Origin of the sequence: Methanobrevibacter millerae, assembly GCF_900103415.1 — an archaeon.
GTDB classification, from domain to species: domain Archaea; phylum Methanobacteriota; class Methanobacteria; order Methanobacteriales; family Methanobacteriaceae; genus Methanocatella; species Methanocatella millerae.
Genome location: NZ_FMXB01000012.1, coordinates 22,020 through 40,036 on the forward strand (window position 1 = coordinate 22,020; position 18,017 = coordinate 40,036).

Here is an 18,017-nt window from a genome sequence, read left to right on the forward strand (position 1 = left end):
CCTAATTATGTTCAATTTTTAAAATGTATTTTTTATACAATGTTTAAAATCAGACATAACGATTATTTAAATAGAAAATTAGCAATGTTATAAATAAATCATATTCAAATAAAATAATACTTTTTAGCCCAAAATGAAAAATTGTTAATACATTATGATTAATGAACAAAACACAATATAAGATTATACATTTTCAAGAAAATTGAAATGAAAAGGCAAGTATTATAATATTAATTATATAGGTAAAGAAAGGATTTCAATAAACATCAAATAAAGCCAATTCTAATTATATAAATATATAATTATATTGTAAACTTCAAATGCATAAAAAGTACTAATGTCACAACTAAAAAAGATTTATTACTTCTTAATAATATAATTATACTACAGAGGTAAACGAAATGATAGAGAAAGTAAAAAAGATTAGCCTCGGAAACTGGATGCTTATCGGAATGCTTCTTGGTTTTCTTGTGGGCTTACTGTTAAATTTCTATGTACAAAATCCATTCATCAAAAACGTTATCCTTATAGACAACGTATTCTATTTGGGAGGAACGGGATTTATAAAACTTATGAAAATGCTGGTTGTGCCTTTGGTCTTCTTTTCGATTGTAGTCGGTGTGGCTTCAATTTCAGACATTAAAAAAATCGGTGCAATCGGAGGAACAACAATACTGATATATCTGGTAACGACAGCGATTGCGGTGAGCGTCGCCCTTATGATAGCAGGCGTAATCCAGCCGGGCACAGGGCTTAACATGTCAGGACTTGCGCAAGCCAACGTTACCACAAACACGACTGTTACCGATACCATTCTGGGCATGATACCGGACAATCCCTTCAGTTCACTTGCAAACGGTGACATGCTGCCGGTAATCATTTTCGGACTGCTTGTGGGTATTATACTGGCCAAATTAAGGGAAGAGACACAGGTAGTAAACGATTTCTTTACTCAGGGAAACAAGATCATGATGGAAATGACCCGTATCGTGATGAAATTCGCTCCTATCGGAATTTTCTGTCTGATGGCAAAGACCTTTGCATCCCTGGGCTTTGAAGGGCTGCTGCCGCTGGCCAAATACGTATTGTGCGTGCTTGTAGGCCTGGCGATACAGGCGTTCGTCGTCTATCCGAGCCTGATGGTTATCGCAACAAGGCTGAACCCTATCAAGTTCTTCAAGAAGTTCATATCAGTAATGTTTTTCGCGTTCTCATCATCAACTTCAAACGCAACGATTCCATTGAACCTGTCAAAGCTTTCCGAACTGGGAGTTTCACGTGAAGTCTCCTCATTCACCATTCCTTTGGGTGCCACCATCAACATGGATGGAACGGCAATAATGCAGGGCTGTGCGGTAATGTTCGCATCGCAGGCATACGGAATAGATTTGGGAATGAGCGCGCTTCTGACGGTAGTCTTTACTGCGGTAATGGCTTCAATAGGAACGGCAGGAGTTCCTTCAGTCGGACTGATTACGCTGAATATGGTGTTCAATTCAGTTGGCCTTCCGGTTGATGCAATAGGAATCATCATGGGAATAGACCACATCCTGGACATGTTCAGAACTGCGGTAAACGTTACGGGAGACGCAATCTGTACAATTATCGTCTCATTCAGAAACAAGTCCATGGACGTTGACGTGTTCAACGGCAAAAAGGCTCCTTCGGAAGAGTCATGGGATGACATAACCCAATTTTAAAAAACACATTAAAGCCATCGCCATTAAATTTTAATAATAAAAAAAGAGAGGGAAGCTATTTTTTAGCTTCAATAATTGTTTTTCCGTTCATGTAAGGGACAAGCACTTCAGGAATCTTTACGCTGCCGTCAGGCTGCTGGTAGTTTTCCAGAATGCAACACATTGTTCTTTCGGTTGCAATTGCAGTACTGTTTAGGGTGTGCAGTATCTGGGCGTCTCCTGAACCTGCCCTTCCGAAACGGGTTTTGGTTTTTCTTGCCTGATAATCCTTACAGTTAGTGCATGAAACAAGCTCCCTGAAGGCCTTTGAACCAGGGAACCATGCTTCCAAATCATATTTTATAGCAGCATTGTCATTTAAAGCAGATGAGACAATAGCTATTATCTGATACGGAAGACCGAGCTTCTGATAAATCCTTTCGGTAACCTCCATCAGGTGATTGTGCTGGTTTCTTGAATCTTCAGGAGTGGAATAGATGAACTGCTCAATCTTTTCAAACTGGTGAACCCTGAATATACCAAGGGTATCCTTACCGTGGGATCCGGCCTCCTTTCTAAAGCAGGTTGAAAGTGCACAGTACCTTAAAGGCAATTCATCGGGAGATATGATTTCGTTTCTGTGCAATGCAGCTAAAGTCTGCTCTGCGGTTGCAATTAAATACATATCTTCATTTTCAACCTTGTATAATGTTTCGTAGAATTCGCCAAGCTCTGAGGTTTCGGCTGCGACTTCTCCTTTTACAAAGAAAGGAGTCTGCATAGGAATGTAGCCTTCGCTTTCAAGTTCGGACAATGCAAACTGGATTAACGCAAGGTTCAAATGGAGTATGTCCCTTTTCAGATAGTAGAAACGGGCTCCTGCAATGCTTGCTGCGGTTTCCAGGTCAGCACCGTCAATTTTGTTAATCAAATCAACGTGATTTAGAAGCTCAAAGTCATATTCAGGTATTTCGCCGTATGTTCTGACTACGACGTTATCGTCTTCCGTGTCCGAAATCGGCACATCCTCGTCTATGATGTTTCCGACCTTGTATCTGAAATCGTCCCTGAGCTTGAGATATTCCTCGTTTTTAGCACTTAATTCCTTAATTTCTGTTGCAACTTCCTTGGATCTTTTTATTACTTCCTCTAAATTACCTTCCTCTTTGGCTTTCTTGAATGATTTTGATAATTTATTTTTTTCAGATCTCAAAGCGTTTAGTTTCCTTTCACCTTCTCTCCATAAGGTATCATATTCAATTACCTTGTCAACGTTTTCAGTGCTTCTGAATCTTTTCTTCTCAGAGTCAATAATTATTTCCGGATTTTCTCTGAACAATTTAATATCTAACAATTTGTGTCCCCTTTAAAATCTTTTATCACTATATAATTATTATACTCATATTTTTTAAACTTAATCATTGACATCACAAATTTTTCAGTTGAACCCATAACCAAGATTATTTTCCAGATTCTGAAATTTCGTGCATTAGCTAATATGTAATATATATGTAAACTAATGAAAAATATACAAACAATGAAGATAATGTAAAATAGGACAAGTAATAAAAGCATGGAAATTAATGAATATCATATAAGAAGTATCATTTGAATATAGTAACATATAGTGAATTGCATACATTGATAATTATGTTAAATAATATAAATGTAGTGAATAATAGAAGCATACAAAATATGGTGAATTATACCTTTGAGTATGTGATTTCTCAATTCATCATTTCATCCGGCAGCTGAGCCTGAAGAAAAAACATCATCCCCGAAATAAGATTTGAAATAGATTTCATAGCTTTCATTGAAAAAGAAGGAATTAAACAAATATACGGAAAAAAGGTTATAAATGAACAAAACTTAATTATTTTAATGAAATGATAAAATTAATTCAAAAAAATCTATTGTAGACAAAAAAAATTTTCTACAATATATATGGTCTGAGACTCCTCATGATTTAAAAATTCAAAATGAATGATTAAATTGCCTGAACATGAAAAGTTAAATTACTTCAAAAAAACAAATCTAATTTCAGAAATTCAGAGCGTGTTTACCCCTGGTGAAAGTTTACAATATACAATTCCAAAATGAACAGATACACATTTGAAAAAATAAAGATAGCAAAAATAGAAATAAAAAAATTATTTGGCCTGAATCAATTAATAAACAAGTAAATTAAAATTAATCGATTTCTCTGCTTATCATTGACCTTCCCATTCGGGTATTGTCCAGTAACTTCAAATTGTCATCCACATCATATTTTAAGTTGGTAACGAGATCTATTTCCTCATTCCAGCCTTCCCTTTCGGAAGTTCTAAGCTTCTCCCATCGCTCATAATCCTCATCAACAGGAATTCCGTTCTTTTTAACGTTTTCAATGGTCGTAAAGAACTTCAATTGAATGCTTTCACGCAGCTCCAATAGCTGATTGTACTCTTCCAAAAGATTATCCAGCTGAAACGACATCAAACGCAATTTTTCACATTCCAGCTCCAATTCCAATCTCTCAACTTCACTATTAGTCATATTAATCATTAATTTTTTCTAAAACTTCCCTGTATTGGGATTCATCTATTTTATCTTCATTTTTCTTCAGGAGAATCTTCAAATGACCTTTACAGTAAAAGCAATTATAGATTTGCTCGTTTGTAATGGCTGCAAAACAGATTCTGGAAAGCTGATCTGGCGTAAATTCTCCGGAAAAATTTTTAAACTCAATTAATATGGACTCTGCACGCTTAAAATTGTTTGCTGCAAACAAGTCCCTTATTTTGAATTCAACCTCATGCGGATGCATAATATCACAATTAGTATTTATAAATATTAAGATATATGAAATTTTTCAATTGAAAAAAAAAGAATTTTAATAATGTTAAAACATTATTAATCGTTAATAAGCAGTTTATCCTTAAAGCTGCTACGGATTTTGCCTTTGGTTTCATCATTGAATTTGGTATCACCCATATCCTCATCAATGCTGAACATAGCCAGTTCATAAACAATCCTGTTGAGAGCCTGGCCCTTTTTAGTCAATATGTATTCAACGTCACGTTCGTATCTCTTGGATATCCTTTCAATTAGCCCGTCCTTTTCCATGGATTTCAGGCAATTGCTCAATACTTTATTTGACAGCTTAGGTTTGTCTTTTTTAAACTCTGAAAAGCGAGTTTTTCCAAAAAACAAATCTCTGAGAATTTCAACAACCCATTTCTTTCTAATCAAGCTGACTGATAATTCAATTGGACATTTGCTGTAGGCACTCATTCAAATTACCTCCAAGTAATCATATAGGCTTTTTTATCATATATAAAGTTATCGTTTTTAAGAAGTTACTGAATGGTTACCAAAAGCTTTTATATAACGAATGCCGAAGTTTAAATTGAAAGTTTTAGTATCTAGGACTTTCAAATATCAGAACAACTGCTTATAATATCTCAACTCCCAACAATCCCATATTTCCCAACTAAATAGATTTTACGGTTGTTTTGGTATTGAAAGGGGATATCTAATCCCCACTAATTTTTTAAAAAAAGATCATAAAAGGTTTTCTTCCCATTCCTTGACCTTAAATCCGGTCAGGACAAGATCATCCTTTACAATAACAGGCCTTTTGACGAGCATACCGTCGGTTGCAAGCAGTTTCAGCTGTTCGTCTTCAGACATTTCAGGGCGTTTGTCCTTGAGATTCAGTTCACGGTATTTCATTCCGCTTGTGTTGAAAAACCTGTTCAGTGAAAGACCACTTTTCTCATACCATTCCTTCAATTCCTCATAGGTAGGATTGTCTTCAATGATATCCCTTCCTTCAAAATCAATATTCTTTTCTTCAAGCCATTTTTTAGCCTTGCGGCAGGTTGAACATTTCGGGTAGTAAACAAATAACATGATTATAGATTGTATTTCAACTTAAAAATACTTTAGTATCTGGGAAAACTCGTCAACGCATTCAAGCACATAATCGTTTTGCCAGACATTTTCATCGCCGTAGCCCCACTTCACTACAATACAGTCGATTCCGGCGTTTTGAGCGGTTTTAATGTCAGTACCCGAGTCGCCAATATAAACTGCCTGTGAAGGTGAAACTCCCGCCTTTTCAATGATTTTATTTATTCCTTCAGGAGAAGGCTTTGACGGCGTATCGAAGTTATGCCCTTCAATCAATACAAAATCAATGTCATCAAAAAACCTGTCAACAAAAGACTCGATGGAATCAGTAAAGCGGTTTGAATTAATGGCCAACAAAACCCCCATTTCCTGCAGTTTCAAAAGTAACTCATGAGACCCAGGAAACGGAAGGGTATTTTCCTTTTCAGAATTATAATAGATATCCAGATAGGTCTCCTTAAGGGCTTCCATGTTTTCGGGAGTGTTTTGATCCTTTAACACAAGAGAAAGGATTTCATCGATGTTTCCGCCCAAACATGAAAAGAACTCCTCACGGTTTAAGCATTCAAAACCAAGTTTAGCCAACGCCTCATTAAAGCAGATGACAACATCATCCACCGAATTGAAGAGCGTTCCGTCAAAATCAAAAATAGATAGCTTTTTCATAAAAATCCTTTGAAAAATTCCTCAAGTTCCTCATCGCTCATGGGTTCGGGAAGTGAAGGCTCTTCATTGTTCATAATGCTTAAAGCAAGGTCACGGTATTCGCAGGCTTCCTCTGATTCAGGGTATTTTTCTACAACAGTCTTTGCATCTAATTCACTTTCCTGAATCAAATTGCTTCTGTGGATTGTGCCTAGTACATGGGTTCCTATCTTTTTGGCAAATTCATTTACTATTTCCTCTTCATTATTTACGTTTCGGCAGTTGCATACGATTCCCGTAAGGTTTCCCTTAAGCTTCTTAATGCCTCTGACAATGTTGTTTGCGGCATAAAGTGACATGAACTCGCCTGATGTAACGATTACCACCTCATCAGCGTATTTTTCACGCAAAGGAACTGAAAATCCTCCGCAGACAACGTCACCCAATACGTCATAGATGACAACGTCCAGATCCTCGTCGAATACTCCGAGATTTTCAAGCCTTTTCATTGCGACAATGACTCCACGTCCTGCGCATCCGACACCGGGTTCGGGGCCTCCGCTTTCAACGCACAATATATCCTTATAACCTTTAAAGACAAAATCATCCCTTTCAGCGTTTCTGTTTTCCTTGATTGTCCTTACGACTGTCGGGATTCTTTTTCCGTATAACGTACGAGTCGTGTCGGCCTTGGGATCACAGCCTATAACCAGACAGTTTAAACCGTCGTTTGCATATACAGCAGACAGGTTAGCCACTGTCGTACTCTTTCCAATACCGCCTTTTCCGTAAATAGCTATTTTTTTAATCATCCTGTGACCTCTCAACTAATTTATATACAAAATCGTTTTTTCTAACCTTTTCGGGAAGCAATACTCCTACATTGGAGTTTTTAGAAACATTTTGGACATCTTCGCCTTCAACCTGCATGGAATCTATTGTATGGGTTATGGAACCTGTGGTCTTTCCCTGGATTATTATCTTATCTCCGATTTGTAAATCATCCCAGACCCTCAGCTCAGCCACATTAACCCTGTTGTAATAGTTGACAACCTGTCCGATGTCCTTTTTAATGTATTTTGACTGATTGTCTTCACTTGTCTCAAATGGAGTGTTGAAATAGAAATTGGTGTCAAAGCCCCTGTTGAAAACGCTGGTTAAATCATCCATCCATTCATCCCGTACATTATACTCGGAAGGGTTTTCATTGTATGAATCGATTGCCTGCCTGTAGATTCCGGTTACCATCGCCCCGTAATCAGCGCTTCGGGCTCTTCCCTCTATTTTAAACGAATCGACACCGCTTTTCATCAGTTCGGGAATGTATTCTATCATGCACATGTCCTTTGGAGAAAAGAAGTTTGTCCTGTAGCTTTCATCATCGCTTCCAGTTATAATGAAGCGTTCATCCTCAACGTCTGAGAAGTTAACGACATTGTCCTCTCCTTCCTCATAGGTAAGCGTCCAGTTCTTTCGGCATGGCTGAAGGCAGTCACCACAGTTGGCGCTTCTTCCATACAGCCCGTAGCTTAAAAAGCATCTTCCGGATACCGCCATACATATTGCTCCGTGAACGAATATCTCAGTTTCAATTGGAGACTTTGAAGCGATTTCAGTAATTTCCCTTAACGAGAGCTCGCGTGAAAGTATCGCCCTTTTGGCACCCAGCTTCTTAAGTGTCTTTAGGGTATATGAATTTGTGACGTTTTCCTGAACGCTAATATGGGCTTCAAGGCCGTTTGAAACGCAATTTTCTATTAATCCAATGTCTGATAAAATGAGTCCGTCGATTTCAGAAGAAGAAATTATCTCCAAATTAGAATCAAGTTGCGAAGCCAGCTTCTCGTTTAAAATTATATTTGTGCCCAGATATGTCTTTGCGGAGTATTCCTTGGCTATTTTGGAGACTTCGCTTAAGTCCTCCAGTGAAAAGTTGCGGGCATTAGCTCTCATGTTAAAGTTATCCAACCCAAAATAAACGGCATCCGCACCGTTTTCCAGTACGGCACGAAGAGATATGAAATTTCCTGCGGGAGCCAATAATTCTACCATGTTATCTTAAGGTTTATAATAAGTTTCAGCTTCAATGTTTTCAGGCAATTCTGTTGGGTAGCATTCATTTAAACAGCCTAAACATAAATTCTCTTCAGGCATTCCTATTGCTTCGACCAGCGCTTCTAAAGTAATGTAGCCTAAAGAATCTATTTCCAGCTGCTCGCGTATTTCCTCAACGCTATAATTGGCAGCAATCAGTTCCTTTTTGGTAGCCATTGCCACCCCATAATAACAAGGTGAGATGACAGGAGGGCATCCGACCAAAAAGTGGATTTCGGCAGGCTCGGCTTCCTTAACCAAATCAAGCAGCTGCTTTGAAGTTGTTCCCCTTACTATACTGTCATCAATAAGAACAATCTTTTTGCCCTTTATTGCCTGCTTTATCGGATTCAGCTTAAGCCTTACTGCAAGTTCCCTTTCCTCCTGGGTCGGCATGATGAATGTCCTACCAACGTACCTGTTCTTGATTAATCCTTCACCGTAAGGAATTCCTGAAGCTCTTGAATAGCCTATTGCTGCAGGAATTGAAGAGTCCGGAACCGGTATGATAACGTCAGCGTCAATAGGATATAATTTGTATAGCTGCTTTCCGATATTTAATCTGGTATTATAGACATTAATGCCGTCAATCGTACTGTCAGGCCTTGCAAAGTAAACGTATTCGAACATGCAGTGTGACAGGTTTGATTCGTCAGCGATTTCAAGCATGTGACTTGCTATTTCCTCGTTTTCAAAGTAAACGACTTCACCTGGTCTGATGTCTCTTATATATTTCGCATTGATAACGTCAAAGGCAACGGTTTCTGAAGCTAAAATATAGTCACCGTTTCTTTCGGCAATTGCCAATGGCTTGATTCCCATAGGATCGCGAACGCCATACAAGTCGCCGTTTACAAGAATAACCAGAGCATATGAACCGACCAATTTGGCTGAAACCGCTTCGATTGCATCAATAATGTCTTTGTGATTATCATAATGCTCCTTTTTAAGCATGTAACAAATTACTTCAGAGTCAGTGTCGGATTTGAATTCATAGCCTTCATCAATAAGCTCATTTCTCAGTTCTTCGGAATTAACGATATCTCCGTTATGAGCCATGGCAATGAATCCATCGTCAAAATCAGTTACAAAAGGTTGTGAGTTTTCCAGTCTTGACTGACCGGTTGTAGAATACCTTACGTGGCCAATGGCCATATTTCCTGAAAGGTTCTGTATTTCATAATCCTTGAAAACATCGGTAATCAGTCCCATGCCGCAATAATAAGCCAATCCCTTTTCCTGTTGGAATGTAGCTATTCCGGCAGATTCCTGACCCCTGTGCTGTAAAGCATATAAACAGTAATAAACAAAAGAAGAAACATTCTTAGAAGCATCTTTAGAATGTATCCCTACAATACCACATTTATCCTCTATTTCCCCTTGCATTTAGAAACTCCAAAATAATTATAATATAATTTATCTTGAAACTAGTATAAAATAATAATGTTTTCATTCCCAGAAGTTTTCAAAAGTGTTGGGAATATCATAATCATCACGGGCTTCAGGAGGCTTTCTCTCAGTTCTTGAGGACAGTTCTTCGGCCAATTCATCCTGTGAGTCTTCAACAAAAATAAGTGCGGTTTTAATGATTTTTAACCATTCAATAGCATGATTTCTGGATTGTGCGGCGATGTATCCCTGACCTACGAGTATATTGTCAGGCCTGAACTTGTTGGTGGCTATAACAATCTTTTCTGCATCAAGCAATTCCTCCCTAAACACTTCAGCCCACAGGTCTTCGAGATTATAGATTTCAAGGAAATCCTTGGAGTATATGTCCTCAAAGCGGTTCTTGAATTCGGTGAAATCACTTTGAAGTGAGTTCTTTTCCTCACGAAGATTGCTGTTTTCCATGGCCATGACTTCATTTTCCTTAATGAGCTTATTATAATCATCAAGCAGATTATTATAGTTGTGCGTTACCTTCAAGAGTTTGTTTTCTAAAGTATGGATATTAATGAGATTTAAAGAATAAGATAAGGTAGATTTGATTATTGAATTTAAAATCTCCTTTTGTGCAAGCTCCGCATTAACTTCCTCGCTTTCATACAATACGTTATTATAGTCAAAGAGGCCAATATGGTTAAAATCGGTTTTCAAATCGTTATATAACAGATTGAAGTTGTCATCCTGGCCGTATCCTCCGATGAGAATGATGTCTGCACCTTCGGCTACCTTTTTAGCCAGATTCAAATCTGTAGTTGGTATGATGGAAGAAACAACAATATTATAATCCCTTTCAAGTTGAATGTTATCGATAGCCTTTGAAACAAGTCCCGCAATGTCCAGATTGGAAACGATAATTCGAACATCAATTTTAGAGTTGTTACTGTTATTTTCCATATCAATTACCATCTTAAATAGAATTTATTTTCTGATGCCATTTCCATGCAGATGAAACGATGCATTCCAAATCGTATTTAGGCTGCCAGCCAAGTTCATTTCTGATTTTTGAAGCATCTGCAATTAGAATGTCCGGATCTCCTTCACGGCGGTCGGCTATTTCGACCTTGAAGTCCTTTCCGGTGACCTTTTTACACATGTCAATGATTTCACGGACTGAATAACCTTCACCGTTTCCCAAGTTGAAGATGTTTGAAGTGTTTTTATCACATAAGTATTCATATGCTGCTATATGAGCACTTGCCAGGTCATTAACGTGAATGTAATCCCTGATACAAGTTCCGTCAGGAGTGTTATAGTCGGTTCCGAAAATGGAAATGCTGTCCCTTTTTCCGATTGCCGCATCAAGAACCAGTGGAATCAAGTGGGTTTCAGGGTCGTGAAGCTCACCGATTTCACAGTCAAAGTCACATCCCGCAGCATTGAAATATCTCAGTGAAACGTAATTGAAGTTACCTTTTTCGGCTTCCCTTTCTAAAGCCTTTTCGGTAATCCATTTGGAATGTCCATATGGGTTGATTGGCTTTAATTCCTGATCTTCTGTGATAGGAACCTTTTCGGGATTTCCGTAGACCGCTGCGGTTGAAGATAAAATGAATTTATCGACACCGAATTCCCTCATTACCTTAAGGAGATTTAAAGTGTTTTTGTAGTTGTTTTTAAAGTACTTCTGCGGAAGCTCAACGGATTCAGCCACGGATGAAAAGGCTGCAAAGTGCAGTACCCCGTCAATGTCATATTTTTCAAATACTTCGCGAAGGTCACTGCTTCCAAAGTCGCAGTTTACGAACTCACCCCATTTGGCGAAGTTTTCATAGCCTTTACATAAGTTATCGAGAACTACTGTTTCGTATCCTGCCTTATTCAATGCCTTGTTGGTATGGGAGCCAATGTAGCCGGCTCCTCCAGTTACTAAAATCACCATTAACACCTAGACGAATTTACCTAACTTCAATAAAGCCTTAGGTGATATCTTTATTAATTTCTTAACGATTTCGGTTGTTGAAATCTTATCGAAAGATTCGCCCTGGAATGCGTGGCCTATGCTGTTAAGCTCATCATCGGATAGGGTAAGCAGGTATTCCTGAACCTTTTTATACCTTTTGATTTCATGGTCGAGCTCCTGGTGAGCCAGTTCGTCATATTGCTTGAGGAACTTTTTGGAGCAGTCTTCCTTGATTGCCTGGGCAGCTACCTGACCTGCGCACATTCCACCAGTCATTCCGCTGATGATTCCTCCTCCGGTCAATGGGTTGACCTGTCCTGCTGCGTCTCCGCAGACTAAAATGTTATCGCCATAAAGTTTTTTGGTCATTCCGCCGACAGGGTCTCCGCCCACATTCAATTCGACGGCCTGAGCGTTTTTAAGGTAAGGTGATTTTGCAACAAAGTCATCCAGATATTCCTTGGCGGTTTTTTCTGCCTTATGAGGCAATACTGCCAAACCGACGTTTGCGATGTCTTCACCTTTAGGGAAAATCCATACGTATCCCCCAGGTGCGCATGAACCTAAGTAAAATTCGATGACACCAGGCTTTTCGAATTCGACATTACACATTTCATACTGTACACCGGATTCCATTTCCTTTGGCTTAGCGGCAGGTTTCAATCCTGCCCATCTTGCAATGTGGCCTTCAGGACCGTCTGCTGCGATTAGGATTTTACATTTGAAATCCTGTTTTTCGCCCATGGATTCTGTGAATACAAGATAACCGTCCTTAACTTTTTCAATACCTGTTACTAAGGTCTTGATTCTGATTTCAGCACCTGCCCTTGCGGCATCCATTGCCATGTGCTTGTCGAATACTTTTCTTTCAAGAATGTATCCTGCTTCAGGCAGCTTTACCTGATCTTCAGTCATCCATATGTCTGTACCGTCAGGGGTCTGAATCCTTACGCCTTCGATTTTTTGAGTAATCCAGCGTGGAGAAGGCTTGATTCCTAATTTTTCAAGTCCCTGAATTGAAACACCTTCAGCACATCTTTTCGGTGCACCAATTTCTGATTTCTTATCCATTAAAATAACTTTTGCTCCACCTAATGCAGCGTGTTTTGCTGCTGATGAGCCTGCAGGTCCTGAACCCACTACTATAACATCTGTTTCAATCATAAAATCATTCCTCTTTTTCTAAAGCGTTGATTGGACAGGCCTTAACGCATGTGTCACAATCTCTACAGTCATCTTCATTAAAAACTAAAGCGTACTCTCTTACTTGAATTAAATTTCTCGGGCAAACACCTGCGCACTCTCCGCAGAATGAGCACCATTCTTTGACTATCATAAAATATCTCCTATTCTAAAAACAAACTAAAAAGTTTAGTTATTAATAATAATGTCTTTATTACTATTTAAACGTTTAGATAATATTGATAATTTAATTAATAAAAAATAATAAAGGAAAAAAAGAATTAGAAAAAAATAATAAATTATTTGACCAGTAAAACCGGAACGTCAGATGTCCTTAAAAGTCTTTCTGAAACAGAACCGATCTGGTGATCGCTTATATTATTCTCATCAAAGGAGACAAACCTTTCATTATCAGAGCCCAATGCGTGAATAACGACCAAATCAGCCCCCGTTTGCTTAACGATGAATTTCATGTCCCTTAATGCGTCTGCAGTCAGGAGATGCTCGACAACTTCAACATTAAATTCAGCCGCCTTTTTGGTGATTTTTGCCAAAATGGCATCACCTGAGTTTTCCTCGGATTCATAGCTGTTTAAGGAGAATTCCTCAAGAACATGAACCGCAGCTATTTTTGATGAGAATTTACTGGCCAGTTCAATGGCGACGTCAGCCGCTTCATATCCGTAATCGGACCCGTCAACGGGAACGCAGATAACGTCAAACATCTATTCGTTCTCCTTCAGATAGCTTGCGTGACAGAAATCAATGAAATTATCGACAATTTCATCCATATTCTCGCTGTCGTCGATTATTTTACCGTCATCCATAAAGAGCGCCCTGTTGGACAGTTCCTTGATGAATTCCGTATTGTGTGAAACCATTACAATGGTAATACCGTACTTTTTAGAAATGGTTTTAAGTGAATTCGTTACAGTCCTTAATGTAATAGGATCCAAATCACCGAACGGTTCATCTAAAAGCAGTATTTCAGGCTTTGAAACAAGAATCAAAGCAAGCATTACACGTACTTTCTGGCCTCCGGAGAGTTCATATGACTTTCTCTGAAGGATATCCAAATCCAAATCAAGGCTATCGAAAATGTCTGCAACCGCTTCACGGGTTGCGGTTTCAGGGAATCTCGGGAAGAGCTCGCCTAAAATGTCAGGAGGAAGTCCAACCTGTTCCAGACGGGCTTTCGCTTCATTTTCCTGCAAATCAGTAAGAAGATAAAGTGAATCCAAGAGTTCATCACTGAGTCCCATCCTTTCAGCCCTTTGGCGTGCTTCAGATACAATATTTTGATTTTTATATCCCAGACGGGTTGCCAGCTGGTCAAGAACTGTGGCATAGTGAACCAGAGAGAATTCCTGGTGCATGAAACCCAGCTTTGAACGGATTTTCATACGTCCCAGTCCGGCAATGGCTATGTCATGCCATTCACCGTCAACTTCATATAATACTTCACCGCTATCGGAATCGTCAAGTCCTCCAAGCATCCTTAAAAGAACGGTTTTTCCGGCACCGCTTGGACCAATCAGGCTTAAAATGTTTTCCTTTTGAACCTTGAAATTAATGTCTTCAATCTGAAGTACCTCTCCTCCGTTTAAAAGGTAGAATCTCTTATTAATATCCTTTACGTCAATAATGTCCTTGTCTGTTGAAAGGTTTTCGATATCGACAATAGGATCCATTGAACTCATGAACTCCTCGGTAATCTCATTAGGAGTGCCTTCCTTTACGATTTCGCCGTCCTCCATCAGCATTACCCTGTCGGCAAGATACTTTTGGACTTCAGGCAAGTGTGAAACAAGGACTACGGTAATGTTTAGCTCCTCATTAATCTTTTTGACAGCATCGAGGATTTCCTGTTTTGTTTTGGGGCATGCCATTGTTGCAGGTTCATCTAAAAGCAGGGCTTTCGGACGCTTTGCGAGCTGACGGGCCATGATCAGCCTTTGCTTTTCACCGCCGCTCAACACCGCAGCGTAATGGTCTTTCTTGTGGGTAAGGGATACCAGTTCAAGAAGCCTGTCGGCCTCCTCGCCGAATTCACTTTCGGCAACGTTAAAGTCAGTGCTTCCCTCATCGAGATATTCACGTGCGTATAATTTTCTTAAGACGTTTTGACGTACCGTTTCAGGCCATAATCCGAAAGACCTCTGAAGGTGAATGGCAGTGACCTTTTTAAGCTCATTATAGTAATACTGGGAGGATTTTGCGTCAACGCTTACGTCGCCGACGGTAATGGAACCTTCATCAATATGCTCCACACCCCTTAATGCTCTTAAAAGTGTCGTTTTACCGGAACCGCTTTTACCCATGATTCCAAGTATTTCGCCTTCATTAACTTCAAAACTAACGTTTTTTAAACCTACAACGGTATTTCCGTCGTCCAATTCATATGATTTACTTACATTTTCGACTTTAATCATAGTTTATAGCCCCATTAATATTATACAAATTTATATTAATGAAACTATTTAAAAATATTTATTAGGTGATAAAATGAGTTGTGAAAACAAGATTCAAGAATATTTAAATAGTCTGCAAGAGGACAAATTAACTATTGAAACCCATTTTGCAAACATGGAAAAGATAACTAGGGAAAGCAAGGAACTGGAAAGAGACCAGTTAATCGGACTGCTGTCTAACTTCAGCACCCTGAACATTCAATACGACCAATTATGCAATGATTTAATCACATTTATGAAAATCTTCAAACCCGAAACTGAAGAAATCAGAATTTACAAAACTGATGAGCTTGTTGAGTTATTAAACCAGAAAGCAAATGAACTTGAAAACTAGCTTCTGTAAGAAAGCGTAACTTCCCCACCAGGATTTGTAGTTGAATTTTCAGCTACAACATTACCATTCCTTATGAGTTGAACAATCAAATTGTTTGATGATTCATCATTTTTCTGAACCGTTACGGAAACTTGATCCCATGAAGCTGAATCCAGATTAATGGAAGCGTTACCTGTATCTGACTTTTCCTGCAGGTAACCTGGAGTACCGGCTTTGGAATACCAGCTGCCGTCGTAAATGATTTTTACTTGATAAGGATGAGTGGAACCTTGTTGAACATTCTGATCTGCCGTAATAACATTCAATGATTCTTCGTTAGTCGGTTGGGAATTATTATAAACAACAGAGAATAATAAAAATGCAATAACTACAATCCCAACGATTAAAACAATTTTCTTCGCTATTCCCATAGACCACCCGCCTTTTTTCTTTTCGACAGGTGCTTTTTTCAATGTATAGGAACAGTTTACGCAATATGTAGATGATGAAATATTTTCATATCCACATCTTGGACATTTAACCATAATATAAACCTATAAATTCTTGTATGAAATTATTTTTTAAAGTACTTATATTTAAATTTAATTGTTAATTTGGGCTTTTTTTGACAAATCAATGGTAATAATCAAAAACATTTTGGGCAGCATTTCTGCTCATCCCCTCCACTTCCATAAGCTCTTCGAAGCTTGCATTTTTGATGTTTTCAACACTACCGAATTCCTTTAAAAGATTCATTTTCCTTTTATTTCCTATTCCTTTTATGTCATCAAGACTGGATTGGCTTATATTCTTGCTTCTAAGCTTTCTATGATAGGTAATTGCGAAACGGTGGGATTCGTCACGAACCTGCTGAAGGAGGTGCAGGGCACGATTGTTCTTGGGAATTATGATTGGCCTTTTCGAGTTCGGAAGATATATTTCCTCAAATTCCTTGGCAAGGCCTATTACCGGTATGTGGGTCAGATTCATTTCGTCAAGCACTTCGCATGCCATGCCCAGCTGGCCCTTTCCTCCATCAATTACAATCAAATCAGGCTCGGGATCCGTTTCAATTAACTTCAATCTGCGGGTTAAAAGCTCCTTCATCATGGCAAAGTCATTAGGTCCCGGAGTTTCCATACGGAAATGCTTATACATCTTCTTGTTGGGCTTGGCGTCCTTAAACGATACCTTTGAGCCTACGGCGAATTCGCCCGAAATGTTACTTATGTCATATCCTTCGATAACACGGGGTATGTTTTCAAGCTTCAGATACTTCTTAAGCTCTATTAGAGAGTTTTCAAGTTTTTTCTTTTGATGCTGAATAATTTCGGCATTTTTCTGGGCCATCTTTACGAGACGAAACTTGACACCCTTTTGAGGAACCTTGATGTAAACCCTGTTTCCCCTCAAATCGCTCAGCCATTCCTCAAGCAATTCGGAATCGTCAATGTCCTCGGCCAGAAGAATCTGCTTTGGAACGTGCCTGTTGTAGCCGTAATACTGCTGGATGAAAGCCGAAAGTATCTCAGAAGTGGAATCGTATTCCGATGCGCTCATTAAAAAATCGTCCCTTCCGGTGATTTTTCCGTTCCTTACGGGCATTATGATGACAACGATGTCCATTTTTCCCTGGGCTATGGCTATTACGTCCTGGTCCAAATCGTCATCGGCCAAATCGACGAACTGCTTTTCCATTATCTCTTCAATGGATGCAATCTGGTCCCTGAGTACGGCTGCCTTTTCATACTCCTCATTTAAAGCGGCCTGAGTCATTTCCTCTTTAAGGTTTTTAACTATCACAGAGTATTTTCCCTGGAAAAACAAATCGATCTTGTTTATTATCTCGGAGTATTCCTCCTCGGAAATCCTCTCATCGCATGGAGCGTAGCACAAATCAATCTGTGAATTGAGACATGGCCCGTCCATATTTCGGCAGGTTCTTATTTTAAAAAGTGATTTGAGAAATTTGACTGTCCTTTTAACCGAACCGACATCGGTGAATGGACCATAATAAACCCCGTTTTTCGTGACGTTTCGGGTAATGACCAAACGGGGAAACTTCTCATCGGTAATCTTAACGTATGGATATCTCTTGTCGTCCTTGAGCTGGATATTATAGCGGGGATGGTGCTTTTTAATCAGTGTGGCCTCTAGAATCAGGGCTTCCTTTTCGGAGTTCGTCAGGATATATTCCAGGCTGTCGAAATGACTCATCAGTATCTGGGTTTTCGGCCTGTCAAGCTTCTCCCTGAAATAGGACATTACTCGGTTTTTAAGGTTTTTCGCCTTTCCGATATAGATGATTTCATCATCGGCGTTTTTCATTATGTAAACGCCCGGCTTTTTAGGCAGGTTTTCGGGAGAAGTGATTTTTGATGACATTTTAA

Annotated in this window: 19 protein-coding genes; 2 read left to right on the top strand and 17 right to left on the bottom strand. The window is 39.0% G+C overall.

What is annotated here, in order from left to right:
* Positions 1-401: 401 nt before the first annotated feature.
* Positions 402-1,700 (top strand): dicarboxylate/amino acid:cation symporter, encoded by a 1,299-nt coding sequence (locus F3G70_RS07730; protein WP_149732132.1) that lies wholly within the window; start codon positions 402-404, stop codon positions 1,698-1,700.
* Positions 1,701-1,755: 55 nt separating this feature from the next.
* Here F3G70_RS07730 and serS read toward each other — a convergent pair whose 3' ends face one another.
* The 15 genes from serS to F3G70_RS07805 form a co-directional block, all read right to left on the bottom strand.
* Complete coding sequence (gene serS, locus F3G70_RS07735; RefSeq protein ID WP_149732133.1) at positions 1,756-3,033, bottom strand: serine--tRNA ligase; 1,278 nt, start codon at positions 3,031-3,033, stop codon at positions 1,756-1,758.
* Positions 3,034-3,869: 836 nt separating this feature from the next.
* Positions 3,870-4,214, bottom strand: coding sequence for a hypothetical protein (locus tag F3G70_RS07740; protein ID WP_149732134.1), 345 nt, complete (start codon positions 4,212-4,214; stop codon positions 3,870-3,872).
* 1 nt (position 4,215) lies between these two features.
* Positions 4,216-4,485, bottom strand: a complete 270-nt coding sequence (locus F3G70_RS07745; RefSeq protein ID WP_149732135.1) for a hypothetical protein — start codon at positions 4,483-4,485, stop codon at positions 4,216-4,218.
* A gap of 86 nt (positions 4,486-4,571) precedes the next feature.
* Entirely contained in the window at positions 4,572-4,952 is a 381-nt protein-coding gene (locus tag F3G70_RS07750) for a winged helix-turn-helix transcriptional regulator (RefSeq protein WP_149732136.1), read from the bottom strand.
* A 270-nt stretch (positions 4,953-5,222) separates the two neighbouring features.
* Positions 5,223-5,573, bottom strand: coding sequence for an arsenate reductase family protein (locus F3G70_RS07755; protein WP_149732137.1), 351 nt, complete (start codon positions 5,571-5,573; stop codon positions 5,223-5,225).
* Positions 5,574-5,594: 21 nt separating this feature from the next.
* Entirely contained in the window at positions 5,595-6,239 is a 645-nt protein-coding gene (locus F3G70_RS07760; RefSeq protein WP_149732138.1) for an HAD family hydrolase, read from the bottom strand.
* Positions 6,236-7,030, bottom strand: a complete 795-nt coding sequence (cfbC, locus tag F3G70_RS07765; RefSeq protein WP_149732139.1) for a Ni-sirohydrochlorin a,c-diamide reductive cyclase ATP-dependent reductase subunit — start codon at positions 7,028-7,030, stop codon at positions 6,236-6,238. Before cfbC ends, F3G70_RS07760 begins: the two co-directional genes overlap by 4 nt.
* Positions 7,023-8,270, bottom strand: coding sequence for a peptidase U32 family protein (locus F3G70_RS07770; protein ID WP_149732140.1), 1,248 nt, complete (start codon positions 8,268-8,270; stop codon positions 7,023-7,025). Before F3G70_RS07770 ends, cfbC begins: the two co-directional genes overlap by 8 nt.
* 6 nt (positions 8,271-8,276) lie before the next feature.
* Entirely contained in the window at positions 8,277-9,698 is a 1,422-nt protein-coding gene (gene purF / locus F3G70_RS07775; RefSeq protein WP_149732141.1) for an amidophosphoribosyltransferase, read from the bottom strand.
* Positions 9,699-9,761: 63 nt separating this feature from the next.
* Positions 9,762-10,655: a hypothetical protein gene (locus F3G70_RS07780; protein WP_149732142.1), complete on the bottom strand. Its 894-nt coding sequence runs from the start codon at positions 10,653-10,655 to the stop codon at positions 9,762-9,764.
* 13 nt (positions 10,656-10,668) lie between these two features.
* Positions 10,669-11,637: a UDP-glucose 4-epimerase GalE gene (gene galE / locus F3G70_RS07785; RefSeq protein ID WP_149732143.1), complete on the bottom strand. Its 969-nt coding sequence runs from the start codon at positions 11,635-11,637 to the stop codon at positions 10,669-10,671.
* Between the two features lie 9 nt (positions 11,638-11,646).
* The gene (locus F3G70_RS07790; RefSeq protein WP_149732144.1) at positions 11,647-12,825 is read right to left on the bottom strand and encodes an NAD(P)/FAD-dependent oxidoreductase; all 1,179 of its coding nucleotides are present in this window, start codon (positions 12,823-12,825) and stop codon (positions 11,647-11,649) included.
* A gap of 4 nt (positions 12,826-12,829) precedes the next feature.
* The gene (locus F3G70_RS07795; RefSeq protein WP_149732145.1) at positions 12,830-12,997 is read right to left on the bottom strand and encodes a 4Fe-4S binding protein; all 168 of its coding nucleotides are present in this window, start codon (positions 12,995-12,997) and stop codon (positions 12,830-12,832) included.
* Positions 12,998-13,142: 145 nt separating this feature from the next.
* Entirely contained in the window at positions 13,143-13,568 is a 426-nt protein-coding gene (locus F3G70_RS07800; RefSeq protein ID WP_149732146.1) for a universal stress protein, read from the bottom strand.
* Entirely contained in the window at positions 13,569-15,275 is a 1,707-nt protein-coding gene (locus tag F3G70_RS07805; protein ID WP_149732147.1) for an ATP-binding cassette domain-containing protein, read from the bottom strand.
* A 73-nt stretch (positions 15,276-15,348) separates the two neighbouring features.
* Between F3G70_RS07805 and F3G70_RS07810 the strand changes: the two genes are divergently transcribed.
* Positions 15,349-15,648 (top strand): hypothetical protein, encoded by a 300-nt coding sequence (locus F3G70_RS07810; RefSeq protein ID WP_149732148.1) that lies wholly within the window; start codon positions 15,349-15,351, stop codon positions 15,646-15,648.
* On the opposite strand, the gene F3G70_RS07815 is transcribed toward F3G70_RS07810, so the two are convergent.
* Positions 15,645-16,172, bottom strand: coding sequence for a zinc ribbon domain-containing protein (locus F3G70_RS07815; protein WP_149732149.1), 528 nt, complete (start codon positions 16,170-16,172; stop codon positions 15,645-15,647). The two genes, F3G70_RS07810 and F3G70_RS07815, sit on opposite strands and share 4 nt — an antisense overlap.
* Before the next feature lie 88 nt (positions 16,173-16,260).
* Positions 16,261-18,012 (bottom strand): excinuclease ABC subunit UvrC, encoded by a 1,752-nt coding sequence (gene uvrC, locus F3G70_RS07820; RefSeq protein ID WP_149732150.1) that lies wholly within the window; start codon positions 18,010-18,012, stop codon positions 16,261-16,263.
* Positions 18,013-18,017 lie beyond the last annotated feature (5 nt).

Coding starts and splice junctions, on each gene's coding strand:
- F3G70_RS07730 (WP_149732132.1), top strand. CDS start 402: ATGATAGAGAAAGTAAAAAAGATTAGCCTCGGAAACTGGATGCTTATC.
- F3G70_RS07740 (WP_149732134.1), bottom strand. CDS start 4,214: ATGACTAATAGTGAAGTTGAGAGATTGGAATTGGAGCTGGAATGTGAA.
- F3G70_RS07745 (WP_149732135.1), bottom strand. CDS start 4,485: ATGCATCCGCATGAGGTTGAATTCAAAATAAGGGACTTGTTTGCAGCA.
- F3G70_RS07750 (WP_149732136.1), bottom strand. CDS start 4,952: ATGAGTGCCTACAGCAAATGTCCAATTGAATTATCAGTCAGCTTGATT.
- F3G70_RS07755 (WP_149732137.1), bottom strand. CDS start 5,573: ATGTTATTTGTTTACTACCCGAAATGTTCAACCTGCCGCAAGGCTAAA.
- F3G70_RS07760 (WP_149732138.1), bottom strand. CDS start 6,239: ATGAAAAAGCTATCTATTTTTGATTTTGACGGAACGCTCTTCAATTCG.
- cfbC (WP_149732139.1), bottom strand. CDS start 7,030: ATGATTAAAAAAATAGCTATTTACGGAAAAGGCGGTATTGGAAAGAGT.
- F3G70_RS07770 (WP_149732140.1), bottom strand. CDS start 8,270: ATGGTAGAATTATTGGCTCCCGCAGGAAATTTCATATCTCTTCGTGCC.
- purF (WP_149732141.1), bottom strand. CDS start 9,698: ATGCAAGGGGAAATAGAGGATAAATGTGGTATTGTAGGGATACATTCT.
- F3G70_RS07780 (WP_149732142.1), bottom strand. CDS start 10,655: ATGGAAAATAACAGTAACAACTCTAAAATTGATGTTCGAATTATCGTT.
- F3G70_RS07790 (WP_149732144.1), bottom strand. CDS start 12,825: ATGATTGAAACAGATGTTATAGTAGTGGGTTCAGGACCTGCAGGCTCA.
- F3G70_RS07795 (WP_149732145.1), bottom strand. CDS start 12,997: ATGATAGTCAAAGAATGGTGCTCATTCTGCGGAGAGTGCGCAGGTGTT.
- F3G70_RS07800 (WP_149732146.1), bottom strand. CDS start 13,568: ATGTTTGACGTTATCTGCGTTCCCGTTGACGGGTCCGATTACGGATAT.
- F3G70_RS07805 (WP_149732147.1), bottom strand. CDS start 15,275: ATGATTAAAGTCGAAAATGTAAGTAAATCATATGAATTGGACGACGGA.
- F3G70_RS07810 (WP_149732148.1), top strand. CDS start 15,349: ATGAGTTGTGAAAACAAGATTCAAGAATATTTAAATAGTCTGCAAGAG.
- F3G70_RS07815 (WP_149732149.1), bottom strand. CDS start 16,172: ATGGTTAAATGTCCAAGATGTGGATATGAAAATATTTCATCATCTACA.
- uvrC (WP_149732150.1), bottom strand. CDS start 18,012: ATGTCATCAAAAATCACTTCTCCCGAAAACCTGCCTAAAAAGCCGGGC.